The following is a 17,937-nucleotide window of genomic DNA, read 5'->3' as shown; positions in this document are numbered from 1 at the left end:
TAACCGTGGCCGAGCCGCCGGCATCCCCGCCGGCCGGTCCTTCACCGACACCCACGCTGCCGGGCTGGCTGCCATGGCTGCTGGCCTTGATGGGCGCGGGCGTGCTGCTGGGCGTCGTGCTCGCCTGGCAGAGCCTGTCCCGCCAGCAGTCGCTGGAGCAGGAGCTGGTGCGCCGGCAGGAGGTCAGCCAGGCGCAGGCCACCGAGGCGCATCTGGCCGCCAAGCAGTCGGCCGAGCTGGTGCGCGACACGGCCGCCAAGGTGTCGCTGCTGGATGCGCGCCTCGCCGAGGTGGCGCTGCAGCGCGGGCAGCTGGAGGAGCTGATTCAGTCCATGTCCCGCTCGCGCGACGAGAACGTCGTCGGCGATATCGAGGCCGCCATCCGCGTGGCACTGCAACAGACGCAGATCACTGGCAGTGCCGAGCCGCTGGTGGCCACGCTCAAGCAGGCCGACGAACGCCTGCTGCGCTACAAGCAGCCGCGCATGGAAGGCGTGCGCCGCGCGGTCGGGCGTGACCTGGACCGCGTCAAGGCCGTTGCCGTCGTCGATGTCTCGACGCTGACCATCAAGCTCGATGAAGTCGTCCGCATGGCCGACGAGATGCCGCTCCTCTCGGGCGGCGAGGTCACCACCCCTCGCGAGGAGCGCCGGGCCGAGGCCGCCGCCAAGGAGCGCGATCGTGCGCTGCTGCTGCAGCGGGAACAGGCCGCTGCGGCGGCTGACGGCAAGCTGGCGCTGTGGTGGTGGCAGGCCACGCAGCAACTGTCCGACTGGACGGGGGCTGCATGGGGCGAGGCCAAGACGCTGCTGCGCGTGACCCGCATCACACACCCGGAGGCGGCGCTGATCTCGCCGGACCAGAGCTTCTTCCTGCGCGAGAACCTCAAGCTGCGCCTGCTCAACGCCCGCCTGGCGCTGCTGAGCCGCCAGTTCGATACGGCGCAGTCCGACTTGCGCGACTGCCAGGAAATGCTGAACCGCTATTTCGACACCCGCTCGCGCAAGGTCGCCAGCGTCGCCGAGTTGCTGCGTCAGGTGGCTGGCCAGGCTCGCCAGGTCAGCGTGCCGCGGCCCGACGACACGCTGGCCGCGCTGGCCGCGGCCGCAGCGGGGCGCTGACCATGCGGCTCGTCATCTGGCTGGTCCTGCTGTTCATCGCGGCCGTGGTGGCCGCGCTGACGCTGGGTTCCAACGACGGCCTCGCCAGCTTCTACTGGTCGGGCTGGCGTCTGGACATCTCGCTCAATCTGTTCCTGCTGCTGCTCGTCGCCAGCTGTTTTGCGCTGGTGACGGCCATCCAGGCGATCGAAGCGTTGACGACGCTGCCCAAGCGGGCTCGCGAATGGCGCATGGCCCAGCGCGAACGCAATGCGCAACTGGCGCTGCGCGAGTCGCTCGTCGAGCTCTTCGGCGCCCGCTTCAGCCGCGCCCAGAAGGCCGCACAACGGGCGCTCAACATCCAGTCGGCCACGCCCGAGCTGGCGGCAGACCAATCTTTCATGGCGCTGGCCCATCTGCTGGCGGCGGCCAGTGCGCACCGCCTGCAGGATCGCCGGCATCGCGACGAGCAGCTGACCAAGGCGCTGGAGCTGGCGCGACGCAGCAGCAGCGCACGCGCGCAGGAAGAAGGGGCTCGGCTTCTCGCCGCGGAGTGGGCGCTCGACGACCGCGACGCACCGCGTGCGCTGGCGTTGCTGGGCGAGTTGCCGCCCGGCGTGGCGCGTCGCACCCAGGCGCTGCGGCTGCGGCTGCAGGCGTCGCGGCTGGCTCGTCAGCCGCTCGACGCCTTGCGAACGGCCCGCCTGCTGGCCAAGCATCAGGCTTTCTCCAAGGTGGCGGCGCAGGGTTTGCTGCGCTCGCTGGCGTTCGAGGCGCTGGACGGCGCGCGCGACGTCGATCAGCTGCGGACAACCTGGCAACAGCTCGACCCCAGCGATCGCCGCGACCCCCTGGTGGCGACGCGTGCCGCGCAATGCGCCGGCCAATTGGGGTCGCCGGATGATGGTCGGGGCTGGCTGCGGCCTTTCTTCGACGACCTGGGCGAACTGACCTCGGACGACCGGCGCGAGATGGCGCTGGCCTTGGTGCCTGTGCTGGCAGGGTGCGGGCCGGACTGGCTGCAACGGCTGGAGTCTGCGCAGGCGCGCTTCCCGCGCGAGCGGGCGCTGGCCTACGCCCTCGGTCATGCGCTCGCCGAGCGTCAGCTGTGGGGCAAGGCCCGCCTGATGCTCGACGCGGCGGCTGAGGATGTCGGCATGCCCGGCGGCGCCCGTCGGCGTAGCTGGCTGGCGCTGGCGGCCTTGGCGGAGCAGGAAGGCGACGAGACGCGCCGCGCCCGCTGCTTCGAAGCGGCAGCTCGCCTGCCTTGAAGGCCGCTTAGGGGGCAGTTTGAAATTTCTTGATCAAACAGTTCCAAACTCTTGCCGGAGAGTCAAAAAACTGGCTATACTGTGAGGCTTCAGCGGCTGTAGCTCAGTTGGATAGAGTACTTGGCTACGAACCAAGGGGTCGTGGGTTCGAATCCTGCCAGCCGCACCAAAAATTAGAAGAGAAGTCATGATCGGTAGCATCCACCTGCCGGTCGCCTGATCACCGTAAAGCATTAGCGGCTGTAGCTCAGTTGGATAGAGTACTTGGCTACGAACCAAGGGGTCGTGGGTTCGAATCCTGCCAGCCGCACCAACAACAAGAAGAGAAATTGACGGGTTAGCACCGAAAGGCGCTAGCCCGTTTTGTTTTTCGACTCTTTGTTTTATTTTGCTTTGAGTTTGGCGCTCTGCCCCCTGCAAGCCTGGCGAATCGCGCAGCGCGCATGTAGCCAACAGCGTCGCCTGGTCATGGCGATGTGGTGCCTTCCTCGCTATCCACGCTTGGTGGGGTCAGGTGGACGGCGTTTTGGCGGATCGGCGCTGCAGCGTGGCGGCAAGGAATACGCCCTGCGTGCAGGGCTGAGTCTCGTCATCACTATGTGGGGTGCGTGCCTGCAGTTGTCCGGCTAGCCTGCCTGCCGAGTTACCCATCTGAACGATACGCAGATGGCCAGGCGCGCGGAGGGACGCATGACTCAGACGGCCGGTATGCCGCCGAACGGTTCGAGGGCTTTTTCAGATCCACTTGCCGGTGCCGGTGCCGGGCGCCGATGCCGCGCTGTGGGGATGATCGGGGTCAGCGCGTTGCTCGCCGCAGGTGTCGCGGTGGGCCAGACGCCCGCTGTCGTGCCGACGCCGGGGGAGTTGACGCCTCGGCGCGCCGTGGTGACGGACCCTGCCCAGTTGCCGGAGACCCGTCGTGCACCGCGGCAGTTGGCTGAGCCGGAAGCCCTGACCATCGACGTGCACCGGTACGTGGTGGCGAACGACGCGCCGGCAGAACTGCGCGCCGCGCTGGACCGCATCACCGCGCCCTATGTGGGCGCCGGCAAGCACTTCGAAGACCTCATCAACGCGGCGGATGACGTCACCCGGTTTCTGAACCGAGAGCTGGGCTACTACCTGGCCTATGCGTACATCCCGGAGCAGTCGCCGCAGGACGGCCAGATCCGCATCGAGGTCGTCGAGGGGCGGCTGGACCGCGTCGTGTTGCTCTGGCCCGATGGCCCCATGCCGGTGAAGCGGGAGGTCATCGAGGCCTACCTGGCTCATCTGCAACCCGGAGCCGTTCTGAAGGTGCGCGATGTCGAGCGGGTGGTGTTCCTCGTCAACGACCTGCGCGGCGTGACCGTGCGGTTCGACGTCCAGCCCGGGGATCGCCCTGGCACGTCGAAGCTCGTCGTGACGCCCGACGTCGATCCTTCACGGGCGGGGCGGTTGGATGTGGACTCGACGGGCTCGCGCTTTCTGGGCACCTACCGCCTGGGCGCGACGTGGGCATGGGACAGCCCCCTCGCGCGGGGCGACGCGATGACCGTGAGCGGCCTCGCGTCCTACAACGGCGGCCTGGCGTTTGCGCTCGGCAGCTACTCGCTGCCGTTGGGCGGCAGTGGCATCAAGGTCGGCGGTTCGCTGTCCTACATCCGCTACCAGCTCGACGACGATGAGTTCCCGCTGGGCGTGAACGGCGATGCGGTCGCCGTCAACGCCTTTGCGCTGTATCCGTGGGTGCGCTCGCGCAATCTCAACGTGTTCCTGGTGGCGGCGCTGCAGCAGACGAACTCGACGGACCGCAAGGAGCTGGCCGGTGTGAAGGACCGGCGCAGCCTCAACAGTGTGTCGTTGGGGTCGACCGGTGACATCCGCGATGGGCTGCTCAGTGGGGGCGTGAATTCCTATGAGATCAATTTCGCCGCAGGCCGTGTGCGTTATGCCGACGGGCGGCCCGCAGGGCTGGATGACGGCCAGACCTTTCGCAAGCTCACGCTGTCGTTCAACAGGCTCCAGAACCTGATCACGTCTCAGCTGCTGATGTATGCGGCGGTTCGTGGGCAGCATGCGCTCTCCAACCTGGATACCAGCGAGCAGTTCCGTGCCGGAGGCCCGGATGGTGTTCGGTCGTTCGCGCCGGGCGAAGGTACGGGCGACAGCGGCTGGCTCGGCACGGTGGAGCTACGTCTCGTGCCGCAATGGGAGTTCTTGGGCCGGTTCGCGCGTGAGTCGATGCTGAGCGTCTTCTATGACGCGGCTCGGGTGAAGTTGCGCCACGACGCATCGCAGCGCCCGGCCAATTTCGTGAACGCTGAGTCCTTTGGCGGCGCTGGCCTGGCGCTGTCCTGGGCGCGGGGGCGCGCGTACGCGCTGCGAGTGAGCGCAGCCTGGGCGACGCATGGCACGCCGAAGTCGGACCCGGTGGTGCGCAGCCCGCGCCTCTACATGCAGTTCAGCAAGTACTTGTGATGCGGTGTCGTGGCGCCACGCCAGGCTGGCGCCCCGTCGCGGAGATTGAACAGGAGCGTCAGATGAGCATCCGCAGCCCCCGCCGTCGCCACCCGCGCACGTCGATCCGGCCGATCTGTCTGGCTGCAGTCATCGCCCTCTCGCCGGTGGCTTGGGCCTTGCCGACGGGCGGCGTGGTCGGCAGCGGGCAGGCGCAGATCGGCACGCCCGGCGCAGGCCAGATGCTCATCGTCCAGAGCACGCCAACGGCCGCCATCGACTGGAAGACGTTCTCCATCGCCGGGGGTGAGGTGCTGCGGGTTCAGCAGCCGGGGGCCAGCTCGGTGCTATACAACACGGTCAGCGGGGCCGATCCCTCACAGATTCTCGGCACGCTGCAGGCCAACGGCCGCGTCTTCCTGTCCAATCCGCGCGGCATCCTGTTCGGCAGCGGCGCGCAGGTCGATGTGGGGGGGCTGGTGGCCACCACGCTCAGGTTGGGGGCCAACCCGCTGGCGGGCTCGCCGGGCGCCCGGCTGTCGCTGCAGGCCGACGCCGACGCCGGCGCCATTCGAGTGGAGGGCGAACTGCGCGCGACGGGCACGATCGCGCTGGTGGCGCCGCAGGTGGAAGTGGCGCCAGGCGCACGGGTGGTCGCGGGCCGGGTGGGCATTGCTGCGGCCGGGGCGGTGGACGTGGATCTCGACGGCGACGGGCTGGTCTTCTTCAACGCACGCAACACCGGGCAGGAGGTTCGCGTGAACCTGGCCGGCCTGGTGCAGGCCGATGCCGGGCTGGCGGAGGTGCGCGCTGCGGCGCGCAGCGCGCTGGCCGGCACGGTGTTGAACCTGGACGGCGTGGTCCGCGCGCGCGGGCTGGCGCGGCAGGGCGGTCGCATCGTCATCGACGGCGGCACGGCCGGTGCCACGGTGGTGAACGGCACGCTGGACGCGGCGTCCGAGGTTGCGGGGCAGCGTGGTGGCGACATCGCGGTGCTCGGCCAGAGGGTGACGGTGGGCGAGCAGGCGGTGATCGCCGCGGATGGCGCGGCGGGTGGCGGCACCTTGCGCGTGGGTGGCGGCTGGCAGGGCAAGGAGCAGGACGTCCACAACGCCACCGACGTGACGGTGCAGGAGGGCGCGCTGTTGAGTGCCCGCGCCACGGCGCAAGGCCAGGGTGGCAGGGTGGTCGTCTGGTCCGACGGCAGCACGCGCTTCGATGGCACGATCGATGCGCGCGCCGCCGGGGTGGGCACGGTGGGCGGGCAGGTCGAGACATCGGGCAAGGTCGCGCTGGGCGTTCAGAAGGGGCGCGTGCGGGTCGACGGCGGCCTGAACGGCCGGGGTGGGAACTGGCTGCTCGACCCGACCAACCTGGTTGTCGTCGCTGGCGGGGCGGCCCCCTATTCGGGCATCGCGGCAACGCCGGCGGGCGACCTCAGCGTGGCGCCGGCCGCGTTGGAAGCGGTTCACGGCAACGTGCTGCTGCAGGCCACGAACAACATCACCGTCACCGACGCGATCGCACTGACGACCGGCGGCGCCCGCCTCACGATGACGGCAGGCAACGCGATTGCGGTCAACAACAACGTCAGCACGACGGGCGCTGGCAACATCTCCCTCACCAGCGGCGTGGGGGGCATCACGCTGGCGGCGGACAAGTACATCAACGCGGGAGCCGGCAGCATCACGCTGGACGCTGGCGGCGGCCCGGTCAACCTGGCGGCTGGCGGCGCAACTGCGACGGCATCGACCGGCCTGATCACGACCAGCAACGCGGCGGGCGCCGTCTCTATCGTCAACGCGACGACGCTGGTGCTCAACAGTGTGAGCGCCGGCACGGGCGGCGGCATTTCGGTGTCGCATTCGGCGGCGGGCTCGCAGGTGACGGGGTCCTTGATCCAGCATGGCGTGTTGACGAAGGCCGGCAGCGGCACGCTGACCCTCGGCAGCTCGAACACCTACACCGGGGGAACGACGGTCAGCGACGGCGTGCTGAGCATCGCGGCGCAAGGCGCGCTGGGCGCAACGCCCGGGGTGTTCACGGCGGATCAACTGGTGTTGGCGGGGGGCACGCTGCAAGTGACCGACGACGTCACGTTCGATGCCCAGCGGGGCGTGGTGCTGGGCACCGGGACGTCGGGCATCAGCGGGGCGACCCTCGACGTGGCGGCTGGCAAGACCTTGACCATCCACGGTGCCATCGCCAACAACGGCGCCAGCACCGGCACGCTGACGAAGACAGGCGGTGCGACCAGCAAGCTCGTGCTGGCCGGCGCGAACACCTACACGGGCCTCACGACGGTCAACGGCGGCCAGCTCACGCTCAGCGGTGGCTCGGCCATGGCCGATCCTGGGGCCGGCGTCGACGCTGGCGCGGGTGCCATCGCGTTGGCCGACACGGCGGGCGTGCAACTGGTGCTGGCCGCGAACGAGACCATCGGTGGGCTCAGCGGTGGCGGCGACATCAACCTGGGCGCGTTCCGGCTGACCTTGGGCGACAACTCGAACGCGACGGCCACGTACAACGGGCAGATCACCGGCGCGGCGGGCCAGGCAGGCGTGGTGCAACTGGTCAAGCAAGGCAGCAGCACGCAAGTGTTCACCCATCCGACCAACAGCTTCACCGGCGCGACGCGCATCGACAGCGGCACGTTGAGCATCGCGGCGGACGGCTCGCTGGGGGCGGCGCCCGGCGTCGTCACCGCGAACCAGCTCGTGTTGGCAGGCGGCACTCTGCGCGTGATGGGCGACGTGGCGCTCGACGCCGATCGGGGTGTGCTGCTGGGCAGCGGCGCCACGGTGGACGTCGCCGACACCAAGACGCTGACCATTCACGGCGCCATCGGCAACAACGGCGCCTCCACCGGCACGCTGACGAAGACCGGTGGTGCGACGAGCGGGCTCACGCTGGCAGGAGCGAACAGCTACACGGGCGCGACCACCGTCAGCGGCGGCCGGCTCACGCTCACGGGTGGCGTGGCCATTGCCGACCCCGGCGCCGGGCCCAACGCGACAGCCGGTGCCGTGGTGCTGGCCGACACGGCCGGCGTGCAGTTGGTGCTGGCTGCGAGCGAGACCATCGGCGCGCTCAGCGGTGGTGGTTCTGCAGGCGGCAGCACCTCCCTTGGCAGCTTCCGGCTCACGCTGGGTGACAACGGCAGCACGCCGGCAACGTACGCCGGGCAGATCAGCGGCGCGGCCGGCCAGGGCGGCGCGTTGCAGGTGGTCAAGCAGGGCAGCAACGGGCAGACGCTGGACGGCGTCGCCGGCTACAGCGGCGACACCCAGGTGCTGGCGGGGACCCTGACCGTCGGATCGCACGGCCGCTTGAGGGGCCGCTTGTTCGTGTCTGCCGGCGCCACGCTGTCGACGGCGGCGGGCAACGCCGATGCGCTGGACGACGCCTCCGACGTCACCGTGGGCGGCACGCTGATGCTGGGCAGCGCGGAACGCATCGAAGCGTTGACGCTCGACAGCGGCCGGGTCGCCGGTGCGGCGGCGCTGACCGCCGCGAGCTTGACCAGTGGCGGGGCCAGCACCTTGGCGGCCGACGTTACGGCCACGCAGGCCACGATCAACGCGGGGGCGCTGGCGGTGGCTGCGGGTGGCAAGCTCAGCGGCGACATCAGCGTCGGCGCCGCGACGCTCAGCACCACGGCCCCAGGCCAGCTCGGCGCCGCATCGAGCCTGCACATCCAGGGGGGCTCGCTGGTCCTCGGCGGGGCTGCCAACGTGGCCTCGGTGTCGCTCGACGGTGCCACCCTCGGCGGCAGCGGCGCGCTGGTGGCCGGCCAGCTGTCGAGCGTCGGGGCGAGCAGCCTGTCGACCGGCGTGGCGGCTCAGGACGCCACGGTGTCGGCCGGCACCTTGACGCTGACCGGCGGCGTCTTCTCGGCCGCCACCCACGTCGGCGCGGGTGCCGCGCTGGTCAGCACGGCCGCCGGTCAGATCGACGCGGGCGCCAGCTTCGATGTCGACGGCACGCTGACCCTGGGCGGCCCGGCCACCATCAGCAGCCTGCTGCTCAAGGGCACGCTGAATGGCACGGGGCCGTTGGACGTCACGCACACGGCAGCGCTCTCCGGCGGCACCGTCGGCACGGGCTTGACGGCAGGCCTGCTGACGAGCAGCGGCACCAGTGCGATCAACACGGCGGTGTTGGCCACGGCCGGCGCCACGGTGACGGGCGGCACGCTGACGGTTGGCGGTGCGGGCGGGAGGCTCACGACCGCTGGCGGTGCGATCACCGTGGACAGTGGCGCCACGCTGGCGACGGTGGCCGGCGTGACGGACGGGCTGGGCGACGGCTCGGCGCTACGGGTCGCGGGCGCGTTGACGCTGGGCGGCGCCGAGACCGTGAACCGGCTGACGCTCAGTGGCACGCTGGGCGGCGCCGGTAGCCTGAGCGTGGCGGACACGGCGACTCTGAGCGGCGGCACGCTGAACACGGGGCTGACGGCGGCCAGCCTCACGAGCAGCGGCATCAGCGCGATCAACACGGCGGTGTTGGCCACGGCTGGCGCCACGGTCACGGGCGGCACGCTGACGGTTGGCGGTGCGGGCGGGAAGCTCACAACCGCTGGCGGTGCGATCACCGTGGACAGTGGCGCCACGCTGGCGACGGCGGCCGGCGTGACGGACGGGCTGGGCGACGGCTCGGCGCTGCGTGTGGCGGGCACGCTGGCGCTGGGCGGCGCCGAGACCGTCAACCGGCTGACGCTGAGCGGCACGCTGGGCGGCGCCGGCAGCCTGAGCGTGGCGGACACGGCGACGCTGAGCGGCGGCACGGTGAACACGGGCCTGACGGCGGCCAGCCTGACGAGCAGCGGCATCAGCGCGATCAACACGGCGGTGTTGGCCACGGCCGGCGCCACGGTGATGGGCGGCACGTTGACGGTCGGCGGCGCGAGCGGGCGGCTGACGACGGCTGGTGTGGGGATCACGGTCGACAGCGGCGCCACGCTGGCGACGGCAGCGGGGGTGACCGATGGTCTGAGCGGCGGCCCGGAACTGCGCGTCGCGGGCACGCTCACGGTCGGCGGCACGGAAACGGTCGACCGGCTGCTGCTGAGCGGCACGCTCGGTGGTGCGGGTAGCCTGCACGTGACGGACACGGCGACGCTGAGCGGCGGCACGGTGAACACGGGGCTGACGGCGGCCAGCCTGACGAGCAGCGGCATCAGCGCGATCAACACCGCGGTGATCGCCACGGCCGGCGCCACGGTGACGGGCGGCACGCTGACGGTGGGCGGCGCGGGCGGGCGGCTGACGACGGCTGGTGTGGGGATCACGGTCGACAGTGGTGCAACGCTGGCGACGGCAGCGGGGGTGACCGACGGCCTGGGCGGTGGCCCGGAACTGCGCGTCGCGGGCACGCTCACGGTCGGCGGCACGGAAACGGTCGACCGACTGACGCTGAGCGGCACGCTCGGGGGCGCCGGCCGCCTGAACGTGACGGGCGCCGCCACGCTCACCGGCGGCACGGTGAATGCGAGCCTGACAGCAGGCAGCCTCACCAGCAGCGGTGCCAGTGCCATCAACGGCTCGGTGCTGGCCACCGGTGGCGCGACGGTCACGGGCGGCACGCTGACGGTGGGCGGCGCGAGCGGGCGGCTGACGACGGCTGGCGTGGCGATCACGGTCGACAGCGGCGCCACGCTGGCGACGGCGGCCGGCGTGACCGATGGCCTGGCCGATGGCTCTGACCTCCGCGTGGCGGGCGCGCTCGCCGTCGGCGGGGTGGAAACCGTCAACCGCCTGGCGCTGAGCGGCACGCTCGCGGGCGCCGGCCGCCTGAACGTCACAGACACCGCCACACTCACCGGCGGCACGGTGAACGCGAGTCTGACCGCGGCCAGTCTCACGAGCAGCGGCGCCAGTGCCATTCACGGCGCGGTGCTGGCCAGCGGCGGCGCGACGGTCACGGGCGGCACGTTGACGGTCGGCGGTGCGAGTGGGCGGCTGACGACGCCGGGCGTGAGCGGCGTCGCCATCACCGTGGACCGCGGGGCCACGCTGGCGACAGCGGCCGGCGTGACCGATGGCCTGGGCGATGCGTCGGAACTGCGGGTGGCGGGCACGCTCGCCGTCGGCGGGGGGGAAGCCGTCAACCGCTTGGCGCTGAGCGGCACGCTCGCCGGTGCCGGCCAGCTGAACGTCACGGACACGGCCACGCTCAGCAGCGGCACCGTCGACGCGAGCCTGACGGCGGGCCGCTTCACGAGCAGCGGGGCCAGTGTCATCAGCGCGGCGGTGGCGGCTACCGGCGGGGCGACGGTCACGGACGGCACGCTGACGGTGGGCGGTGCCGGCGGGCGGCTGTCGACGCCTGGCGTCGCGGGCGTTGCCATCACTGTCGCCAGCGGGGCCACGTTGGCGACTGGCGCCGGCGTGGCCGATGGCCTGGGCGATGGCTCGGCCTTGCGCGTCGCAGGCGCGCTCGCCGTGGGCGGCGCCGAGCGCGCGGGCCGGCTGACGCTGAGCGGCACCTTGGGCGGTGCGGGCACGCTCAATGTCGCCGACACGGCGGCGCTGAGCAGTGGCACGGTGAACACGGGCCTGACGGCCGGCAGCCTGAGCAGCGACGGCAGCAGCGCGATTAACGCGGCCGTGGTGGCCACGGGCGGCGCGGCGGTCACGGGCGGCACGCTCACGATCGGCGGCGCCAGCGGGCGGCTCACGACGCCGCGTGTCAGCGGCGTCGCCATCCGCGTCGACAACGGGGCCACGCTGGCGACAGCGGCCGGCGTGAGCGATGGCCTGGGCGATGGTTCGGAACTGCAGGTGGCGGGCTCGTTCGCCGCAGGCGGCACGGAGACCATCCACCGATTGGTGCTGAGCGGCACGCTGGGTGGTGCGGGTGGCTTGAACGTCACGGACACGGCGACGCTGAGTGGCGGCACGGTGAACACGGGCCTGACGGCTGGCAGCCTGACGAGCAGCGGCATCAGCGCCATCAACACGGCGGTCGTGGCCACCGGCGGCGCCACGGTCACGGGCGGCACGATGACGGTCGGCGGTGCGGGTGGGAAGCTCACCACCGCTGGCGGTGTGATCGCCGTCGACAGCGGCGCCACGCTGGCGACGGTGGCCGGTGTGACGGGCGGGCTGGGCGGCGGCTCGGCGCTGCGCGTGGCGGGCACGCTGGCCCTGGGCGGCGCCGAGACCGTCAGCGGGCTGATGCTGAGCGGCACGCTCGGTGGCGCCGGCAGCCTGGCGGTGGCGGACGCGGCGGCGCTGAGCGGCGGCACGGTGAACACGGGCCTGACGGTAGGTAGCCTGAGCAGCGACGGGGCCAGCGCGATCAACAGCGCGGTGGTGGCCACGGGCGGCGCGACGGTCACGGGCGGCACGCTCACCATCGGCGGGGCCAGCGGACGGCTCACGACGGGCGGCGTGGGGATCACGGTCGAGAGCCCGGCGACGTTGGCGACGGCAGCCGGCGTGACCGCCGGCCTGGGTGAGGGCGCGGAACTCCGCGTCGCGGGCACGTTCGTGGTGGGCGGCACCGAGACGGTCGGCCGGCTGGCGCTGAGCGGCACGCTGGCCGGTGCGGGCCAGTTGAATGTCACCGATACGGCGACGCTGAGCGGCGGCACGGTGAACACGGGCCTGACGGCGGCCAGCCTCACGAGCAGCGGCAGCAGCGCGATCAACGCCCCGGTGCTGGCCAGCGGCGGTGCGACGGTCACGGGCGGCACGCTCACGGTCGGCGGCGCGAACGGGCGGCTGATGACGCCGGGCGCGAGCGGTGTGGCCATCACCGTGGACAGCGGGGCGGTGCTGGCCACGGCGGCCGGCGTGAGCGATGGCCTGGGCGATGGTTCGGCACTGCGCGTGGCCGGCACGCTCGCTGTCGGTGGGGTGGAAACCGCGGACCGACTGACGCTGAGCGGCACGCTCGCGGGTGCGGGCCGGCTGAACATCACGGACACGGCCACGCTCACCAGCGGCACCGTGAATGCGAGCCTGACGGCAGGCAGCCTCACGAGCAGTGGCAGCAGCACCATCAACGGCGCGGTGCTGGCCACGGGCGGTGCAGCGGTCACGGACGGCACGCTCACGGTCGGCGGCGCGAGCGGGCGGCTGACGACACCGGGCGGCAGCGGCGTCGCCATCACCGTCGACAGCGGCGCGACGCTGGCGACCGCAGCGGGCGTGGCCGACGGGCTGGGGGATGGCTCGGCGCTGCGTGTCGCCGGCGGGCTCGCCGTGGGCGGCGCCGAGACCGTGGGCGGGCTGACGCTGAGCGGCGCCCTGGGCGGCGCGGGCCAGTTGAACGTCACGGACACGGCCGTGCTGAGCGGCGGCACGGTGAACGCGGGCCTGACGGCGGGCCGCCTCACCAGCAGCGGCACCAGCGCTCTCAACGCGGCGGTGCTGGCCACGGGCGGTGCGACGGTCACGGACGGCACGCTCACGGTTGGTGGTGCCAGCGGCCGGCTGACGACGCCGGGCGGCAGTGGCGTCACCATCGCCGTCGACAGCGGCGCCACGCTGGCAACGGCGGCGGGCGTGGCGGACGGGCTGGGCGATGGCTCGGCCTTGCAGGTGGCAGGCACGCTCGCCGTGGGCGGTGCCGAGACCGTGAACCGGCTCGCGCTGAGCGGCACGCTGGCAGGCCCCGGCAGCTTGAGGGTCACGGACACGGCCGTGCTGAGCGCCGGCACGCTGAGCACCGGCCTGACGACGCAGACGCTGCGTTCGCAAGGCGCCAGCAGCCTCGGGGCGGCCGTGCAGGCGGCGTCGGCTGCCACCGTCGTGGACGGCCTGCTGGCGCTGCAGGCCGGCAGCGTGCTGGTGACGCCGACCCTGCAAGTGCTGGACGGCGCGGCGCTGGCCACGCTGGGTGCCGGCGGGCTGGCTGTGTCTGGCACGCTGGAGGTCGCCCAGGGGGCGCGTGTGACCTTGGCGGCTGATGAACAGGTGTCGGCGCTGAACCTGTTCGGCGTGCTCGCGGGCAGCAGCGCGGGTCAAGGCCGCTTGACGGTGGCCGGCGCCAGCGTCGTCGATGGTGGCACCCTGGCCGCGCCGCTGACGACCGACACGCTCGTTGCCCGAGGCGCCAGTTCGCTGGCCGCGCCGGTGCGGGCGCTCACCGGCGCCGTCATCGCTGGGGGCGCGACGACGACGCTGACGGTCGGCGGGACGCTGAGCACGCCGAGTCTTCGCGTTGCTGGCGGCGGCTCGCTGAGCACCATGGGTGCCGATCAGTTGGCGGGTACACAGACGCTGGCGGTTGACGCTGGCGCCGTGCTCACGCTGGGCGGCGCCGAGCGCGTCAAGGCCATCACGCTGGCCGGCGTGGCGAATGGTGCCGGCACGCTGACAGCCGACACGACGGTGCTGGACAGCGGCAGCCTGGCGCTGTCGCTGTCGACCGGCACGCTGCAGTCGCAGCAGGCCAGCCGCATCGACGGCGCCGTCACGGCCGGCACGGGCGCCGTGGTGAGCGACGGCACGCTCACGCTGGCCGGTACGCTGAGCGCGCCGACGCTGACCATCGCTGGCGGCGCGACGCTGCACACCACGCAGGCCGAGCGCCTGGGCGACGCCACCGCACTGCGCCTGGCCAACAACGTCAGCTGGGTCATCGGTGGCAACGAGACGGTCGGCAGCCTGGCGGACCTGGACCCGGCCGCCGCCGCCGGCCGCGGGGCGAGCGTGCGGCTCGACAGCTTCCGGCTCGCGACCGGTGGCGCCGGCAGCGCCGGTGACGGCGACCGCTTCAGCGGCAGCCTCAGCGGCACCGGCACGCTGGAGAAGCAGGGCGACGGCGTGCTGACGCTGGCCGGCAGCAACAGCTACGGCGAGACCGTCGTGAGCGCGGGCACGCTGCGCGTGGGCATCGGCAACCAGGGGTCGCTCGGCACGGGTGCGGTGCGCAACGACGGCACGCTGCAGTTCGCCCGCAGCGACACGCTGACGGTGAGCAACGCCATCACCGGGCGCGGCGCGCTGGAGCAGGTCGGCAGCGGTGTTCTCGTGCTGACGGCCGCGGGCAACGACTGGACTGGCAGCACGCGGGTGCTGGCCGGCACCTTGCGCACATCGGCCGCGCAGCGGCTGCCGGACGCCACGCCGGTCAGTGTGGCCGGCACGGCAGCGCTGGAGCTGGGCGGTGATGAGGCCATCGCCGGAATCAGCGCCGATGGCCGTGTGACGCTCAATGGTTCGGTCACGACGACGGGCGCACAGCGGTACGGGGGCGGTGTCACGGTCACGGCGGCGGGGCCCATCACGCTGACGGCGCCCGGGGCCGCCATCACCGCGCTCAGCGACGGCAACAGCTGGGGCTCGCAGCCGCTGTCGGTGACTGCCGGGGTGCTCGAACTCTCGGCGGGCAAGTCTGCGGCCGACACCTGGCGCGACTTGACGCTCGGCGCGGTTCGGCTGGGTGAGGCGGGTGCCGGTGCCAGCCGCGTGGACGCCGGCCGGCTGCAATTGGGCGCCAGCGCCGGCGCGGCCACCGGGGATGCCCGCCAGGACGGCGTGCTGCAACTCGGCGGCGGCACGCTGGTGCTGCAGGCCCATGCGGCGCCGAGCGGCTATGCGGCGGTGGAGGAGGCCCAGGCGCTCGACCCGCTGCGAGGCCGTGCCGCCATGCAGGCCGCCGCAGACGTCATCACGCAGGGTGCCAACAGCCGCGTGGCGGTCGGCAGTGGCGCACTGCTGAGCCTGCAGGCGGATGCGGGGTCGATCAGCCTCAATCAGACGTCCAACCAGTTCACGGGCGGCGTGGAGGCGCTGGCCGGCACGGCCTGGGGGCAGCCCTGGGCCGTGAACACGGCAACCGTCAACGGCGTGGAGATCGCGCGTCAGCAGCGCATCACGCTGGCCGGGCAGGGCGTGCAGGTCGGCGGGCGGGGCCTGGACGCCGACCTGGTGCGGCTGACGGCGGGCACGCTGGCGACACCCGACCCCGCGAGCGTCATCCGGGCTCGCCTCTGGTACAACGATGCGGCCTTTGGCACGCAGCTGTCGACGCCCGGGTTGCGGCTGACGCTGTTGCCCGAAGCCTTCAGCACCGCCGGCAGCCATGGCGATACCGACCACCTGATCTGGGTCGCCGTGGGCGTCAAGGGGGCGAACGCGACGCCGGAGCAGAGCTTGTCAGCCGGCTTCGTGCAGCTGTTGCCCAAGGGCGGCGCGCAGGGTGCGACGGCGGTGTTTCTGGGCGGTGAGCCGGTGACGGCGGCGGGCTACCGCTTCTTCCATGATGGTGCCGCCATCGCGACCGAGGTGCCGGTGAGCTACAACCGCGTGCTGCCGGCGACCCCGCAATTGAGCGGTTCGTTGGCCGCGGTGGCTGCCGTCTCGGAGGGGTCGCGCCGCGAACGCTTCGAGGAGACGGTGCGCACGGAGAACGTTGCGCCGCGGCTGCGCGCGGGCATCATCGCCGAGGTGGGCCCTGGCCAGCCGGCGACCACCCAGTCGGGCCTGGGCAAGCCGGTCGCCGGACCGGAGTCCTGCGTCGCTTCGAGCGCTTCGATGGCCTGCGGTGGTGGCACGCCGCAGGCCACGCCCACAGCGCAGCCACCCGTCGCGAAGGAGCAGCCATGACCGAGGAAACCCGCCGTGCGCAGCGCGCCTGCGCCGATCAACCCGGGCAAGGCCGGCGGTTGCGCCGCCGCGAGCTCATGCAGTGGCCGGCAGCGGCCGCCACCAGCTGGATGGCGCCGCGACTGGCCGGCGCACTGCCGAGTCCGCAGCCCGGCGGCGCGCGCCTGGCGCTGCTGATCGGCAACCGCGACTACCCGCCGCCCTACGACCTGCCCTCCATGGGCAAGAACGTGAAAGACCTCGAAGACGCCCTCGCGCGGCGCGGGTTCGAGGTCAGCGCCCATGTCGACATGGGCCTGGCCCAGATGCGCGACGCCATCGGCGCGTTCGCGCAGCGCGTGGCGGGCGTGGGGGACGACGCCGTCGTCTTCTTCTACTTCAGCGGCCACGGCTCTCAGGTGGATGCCGAGAACCTGCTAGTGTCGGCCAACACCAACCCGGCGTCGGCGCTGCGCACCGTCGAGGCGGGCAGCACAGTGTTGGGCCGCGACGTGGTGCGCCGGCTGCCCAGGCCGGCTCGCGGGCAGCTCATCGCCGTCATCGACGCCTGCCGCACGGGCCTGAGTTCGTCGTCGCCGGCCGACGGCCTGAACCAGGTGGAAGCCCCGCAGGGCTGCCTCATCGTGTTCTCCACCGGCGCCGGCAAACCGGCGCTCGCGCCCACGACAGACACCATCAGCACCTTTTTCACGGCGGCCCTCGTGCGCCAGATCAACCAGGCGTCCGACGAGCTCACGTTCTCCGACGTGATGCGACTGGCCAAGCTCGACACGCAGCGCACGATGGAGAACCACCCGGTGGCGCTGGTCCGGGAGTTCGCGCAGTACCCCTTCATCGCCGAGGGCACCACGGTGCCGATGCTGCTGGCCCGCCAGGCGGAGCCGGTGGCGGCGCAGGGCCCCGCCGGTCTTGCTGATGCGGTGCCGCAGCGCTATGGCTCGGCCGAGGAGGCGCGCGACTGGCAGGCTCTGCAGGCCACCACCTGGCCACCGGACCTGCGCCGCCGGGCCGAGGCCTTCATGACGGCCTATCCCGAAAGCAAGTTGCGCAGCGCGGCGCTGGTGGCCCGCGAAGGGGCCGGCGAGTCGGCGGCGCTGCTGGCGCGGGGCGACATCCGCCTGTTCCGCAGTTCCTTTGCGACGGATGGGCTCGCGGAGCGGGACGTCGCCGAGCTGGCCCGGGCGGCCAGGGGCGACAAGGACGCCGCCGCGCGCATCGGCCGGCGGTGGGCGACACGGGCCGACAGTGGCCCGGGCTTGTCGCGCTACGAGGGCTGGATGCAGTACGCGGCCGAGCTGGGCAACGGCATCGCCAGCTACGAGTTGGCGCTGCATTACCGCCGGCTGGACCAGCCGCTGGCAGCGGCTCGGTGGGATGCACATTCCAGGCAGCTGGGCTACACGCCGCCGCCGTCGCTGGACAACCGGCGCAAATGAGCGCGTGACGCCATCGGCCTTGCTGCGGTGGCGATGCGCGCTTCGATGACACGCTGACGGCACGCTCACCGTCCTGCGGCGCCTGTCGGGCGCATCGGACAATCAAGCGGCGGGTGCGCCCGTGCGC

Annotated in this window: 5 protein-coding genes and 2 tRNA genes; all 7 read left to right on the top strand. The window is 72.3% G+C overall.

All coding sequences use genetic code 11. The features are described from left to right. Positions 1–5: 5 nt before the first annotated feature. The 7 genes from ACG00X_RS05285 to ACG00X_RS05255 all read left to right on the top strand — a co-directional run bounded on the left by ACG00X_RS05285 (position 6) and on the right by ACG00X_RS05255 (position 17,810). On the top strand, positions 6–1,121 hold the full coding sequence (locus ACG00X_RS05285) for a uroporphyrinogen-III C-methyltransferase (RefSeq protein WP_394486956.1): 1,116 nt from the start codon (positions 6–8) through the stop codon (positions 1,119–1,121). A gap of 2 nt (positions 1,122–1,123) precedes the next feature. Beyond that, positions 1,124–2,371: a heme biosynthesis HemY N-terminal domain-containing protein gene (locus ACG00X_RS05280; protein ID WP_394486955.1), complete on the top strand. Its 1,248-nt coding sequence runs from the start codon at positions 1,124–1,126 to the stop codon at positions 2,369–2,371. 92 nt (positions 2,372–2,463) lie between these two features. Beyond that, a tRNA-Arg gene (locus tag ACG00X_RS05275) sits at positions 2,464–2,540 on the top strand. Between the two features lie 67 nt (positions 2,541–2,607). Then, positions 2,608–2,684, top strand: a tRNA-Arg gene (locus ACG00X_RS05270). Between the two features lie 377 nt (positions 2,685–3,061). Beyond that, complete coding sequence (locus ACG00X_RS05265) at positions 3,062–4,831, top strand: ShlB/FhaC/HecB family hemolysin secretion/activation protein (RefSeq protein ID WP_394486954.1); 1,770 nt, start codon at positions 3,062–3,064, stop codon at positions 4,829–4,831. Between the two features lie 62 nt (positions 4,832–4,893). Then, positions 4,894–16,374, top strand: a complete 11,481-nt coding sequence (locus ACG00X_RS05260; protein WP_394486953.1) for an autotransporter-associated beta strand repeat-containing protein — start codon at positions 4,894–4,896, stop codon at positions 16,372–16,374. Next, on the top strand, positions 16,371–17,810 hold the full coding sequence (locus ACG00X_RS05255; RefSeq protein WP_394486952.1) for a caspase family protein: 1,440 nt from the start codon (positions 16,371–16,373) through the stop codon (positions 17,808–17,810). The genes ACG00X_RS05260 and ACG00X_RS05255 overlap by 4 nt, the downstream gene beginning before the upstream one ends. The last annotated feature ends 127 nt before the right edge of the window (positions 17,811–17,937 follow it).

It is taken from the genome of Pelomonas nitida (genome assembly GCF_043555975.1).
GTDB lineage: Bacteria > Pseudomonadota > Gammaproteobacteria > Burkholderiales > Burkholderiaceae_C > Pelomonas > Pelomonas nitida.
This window is presented reverse-complemented; position numbering and strand designations above follow the sequence as displayed.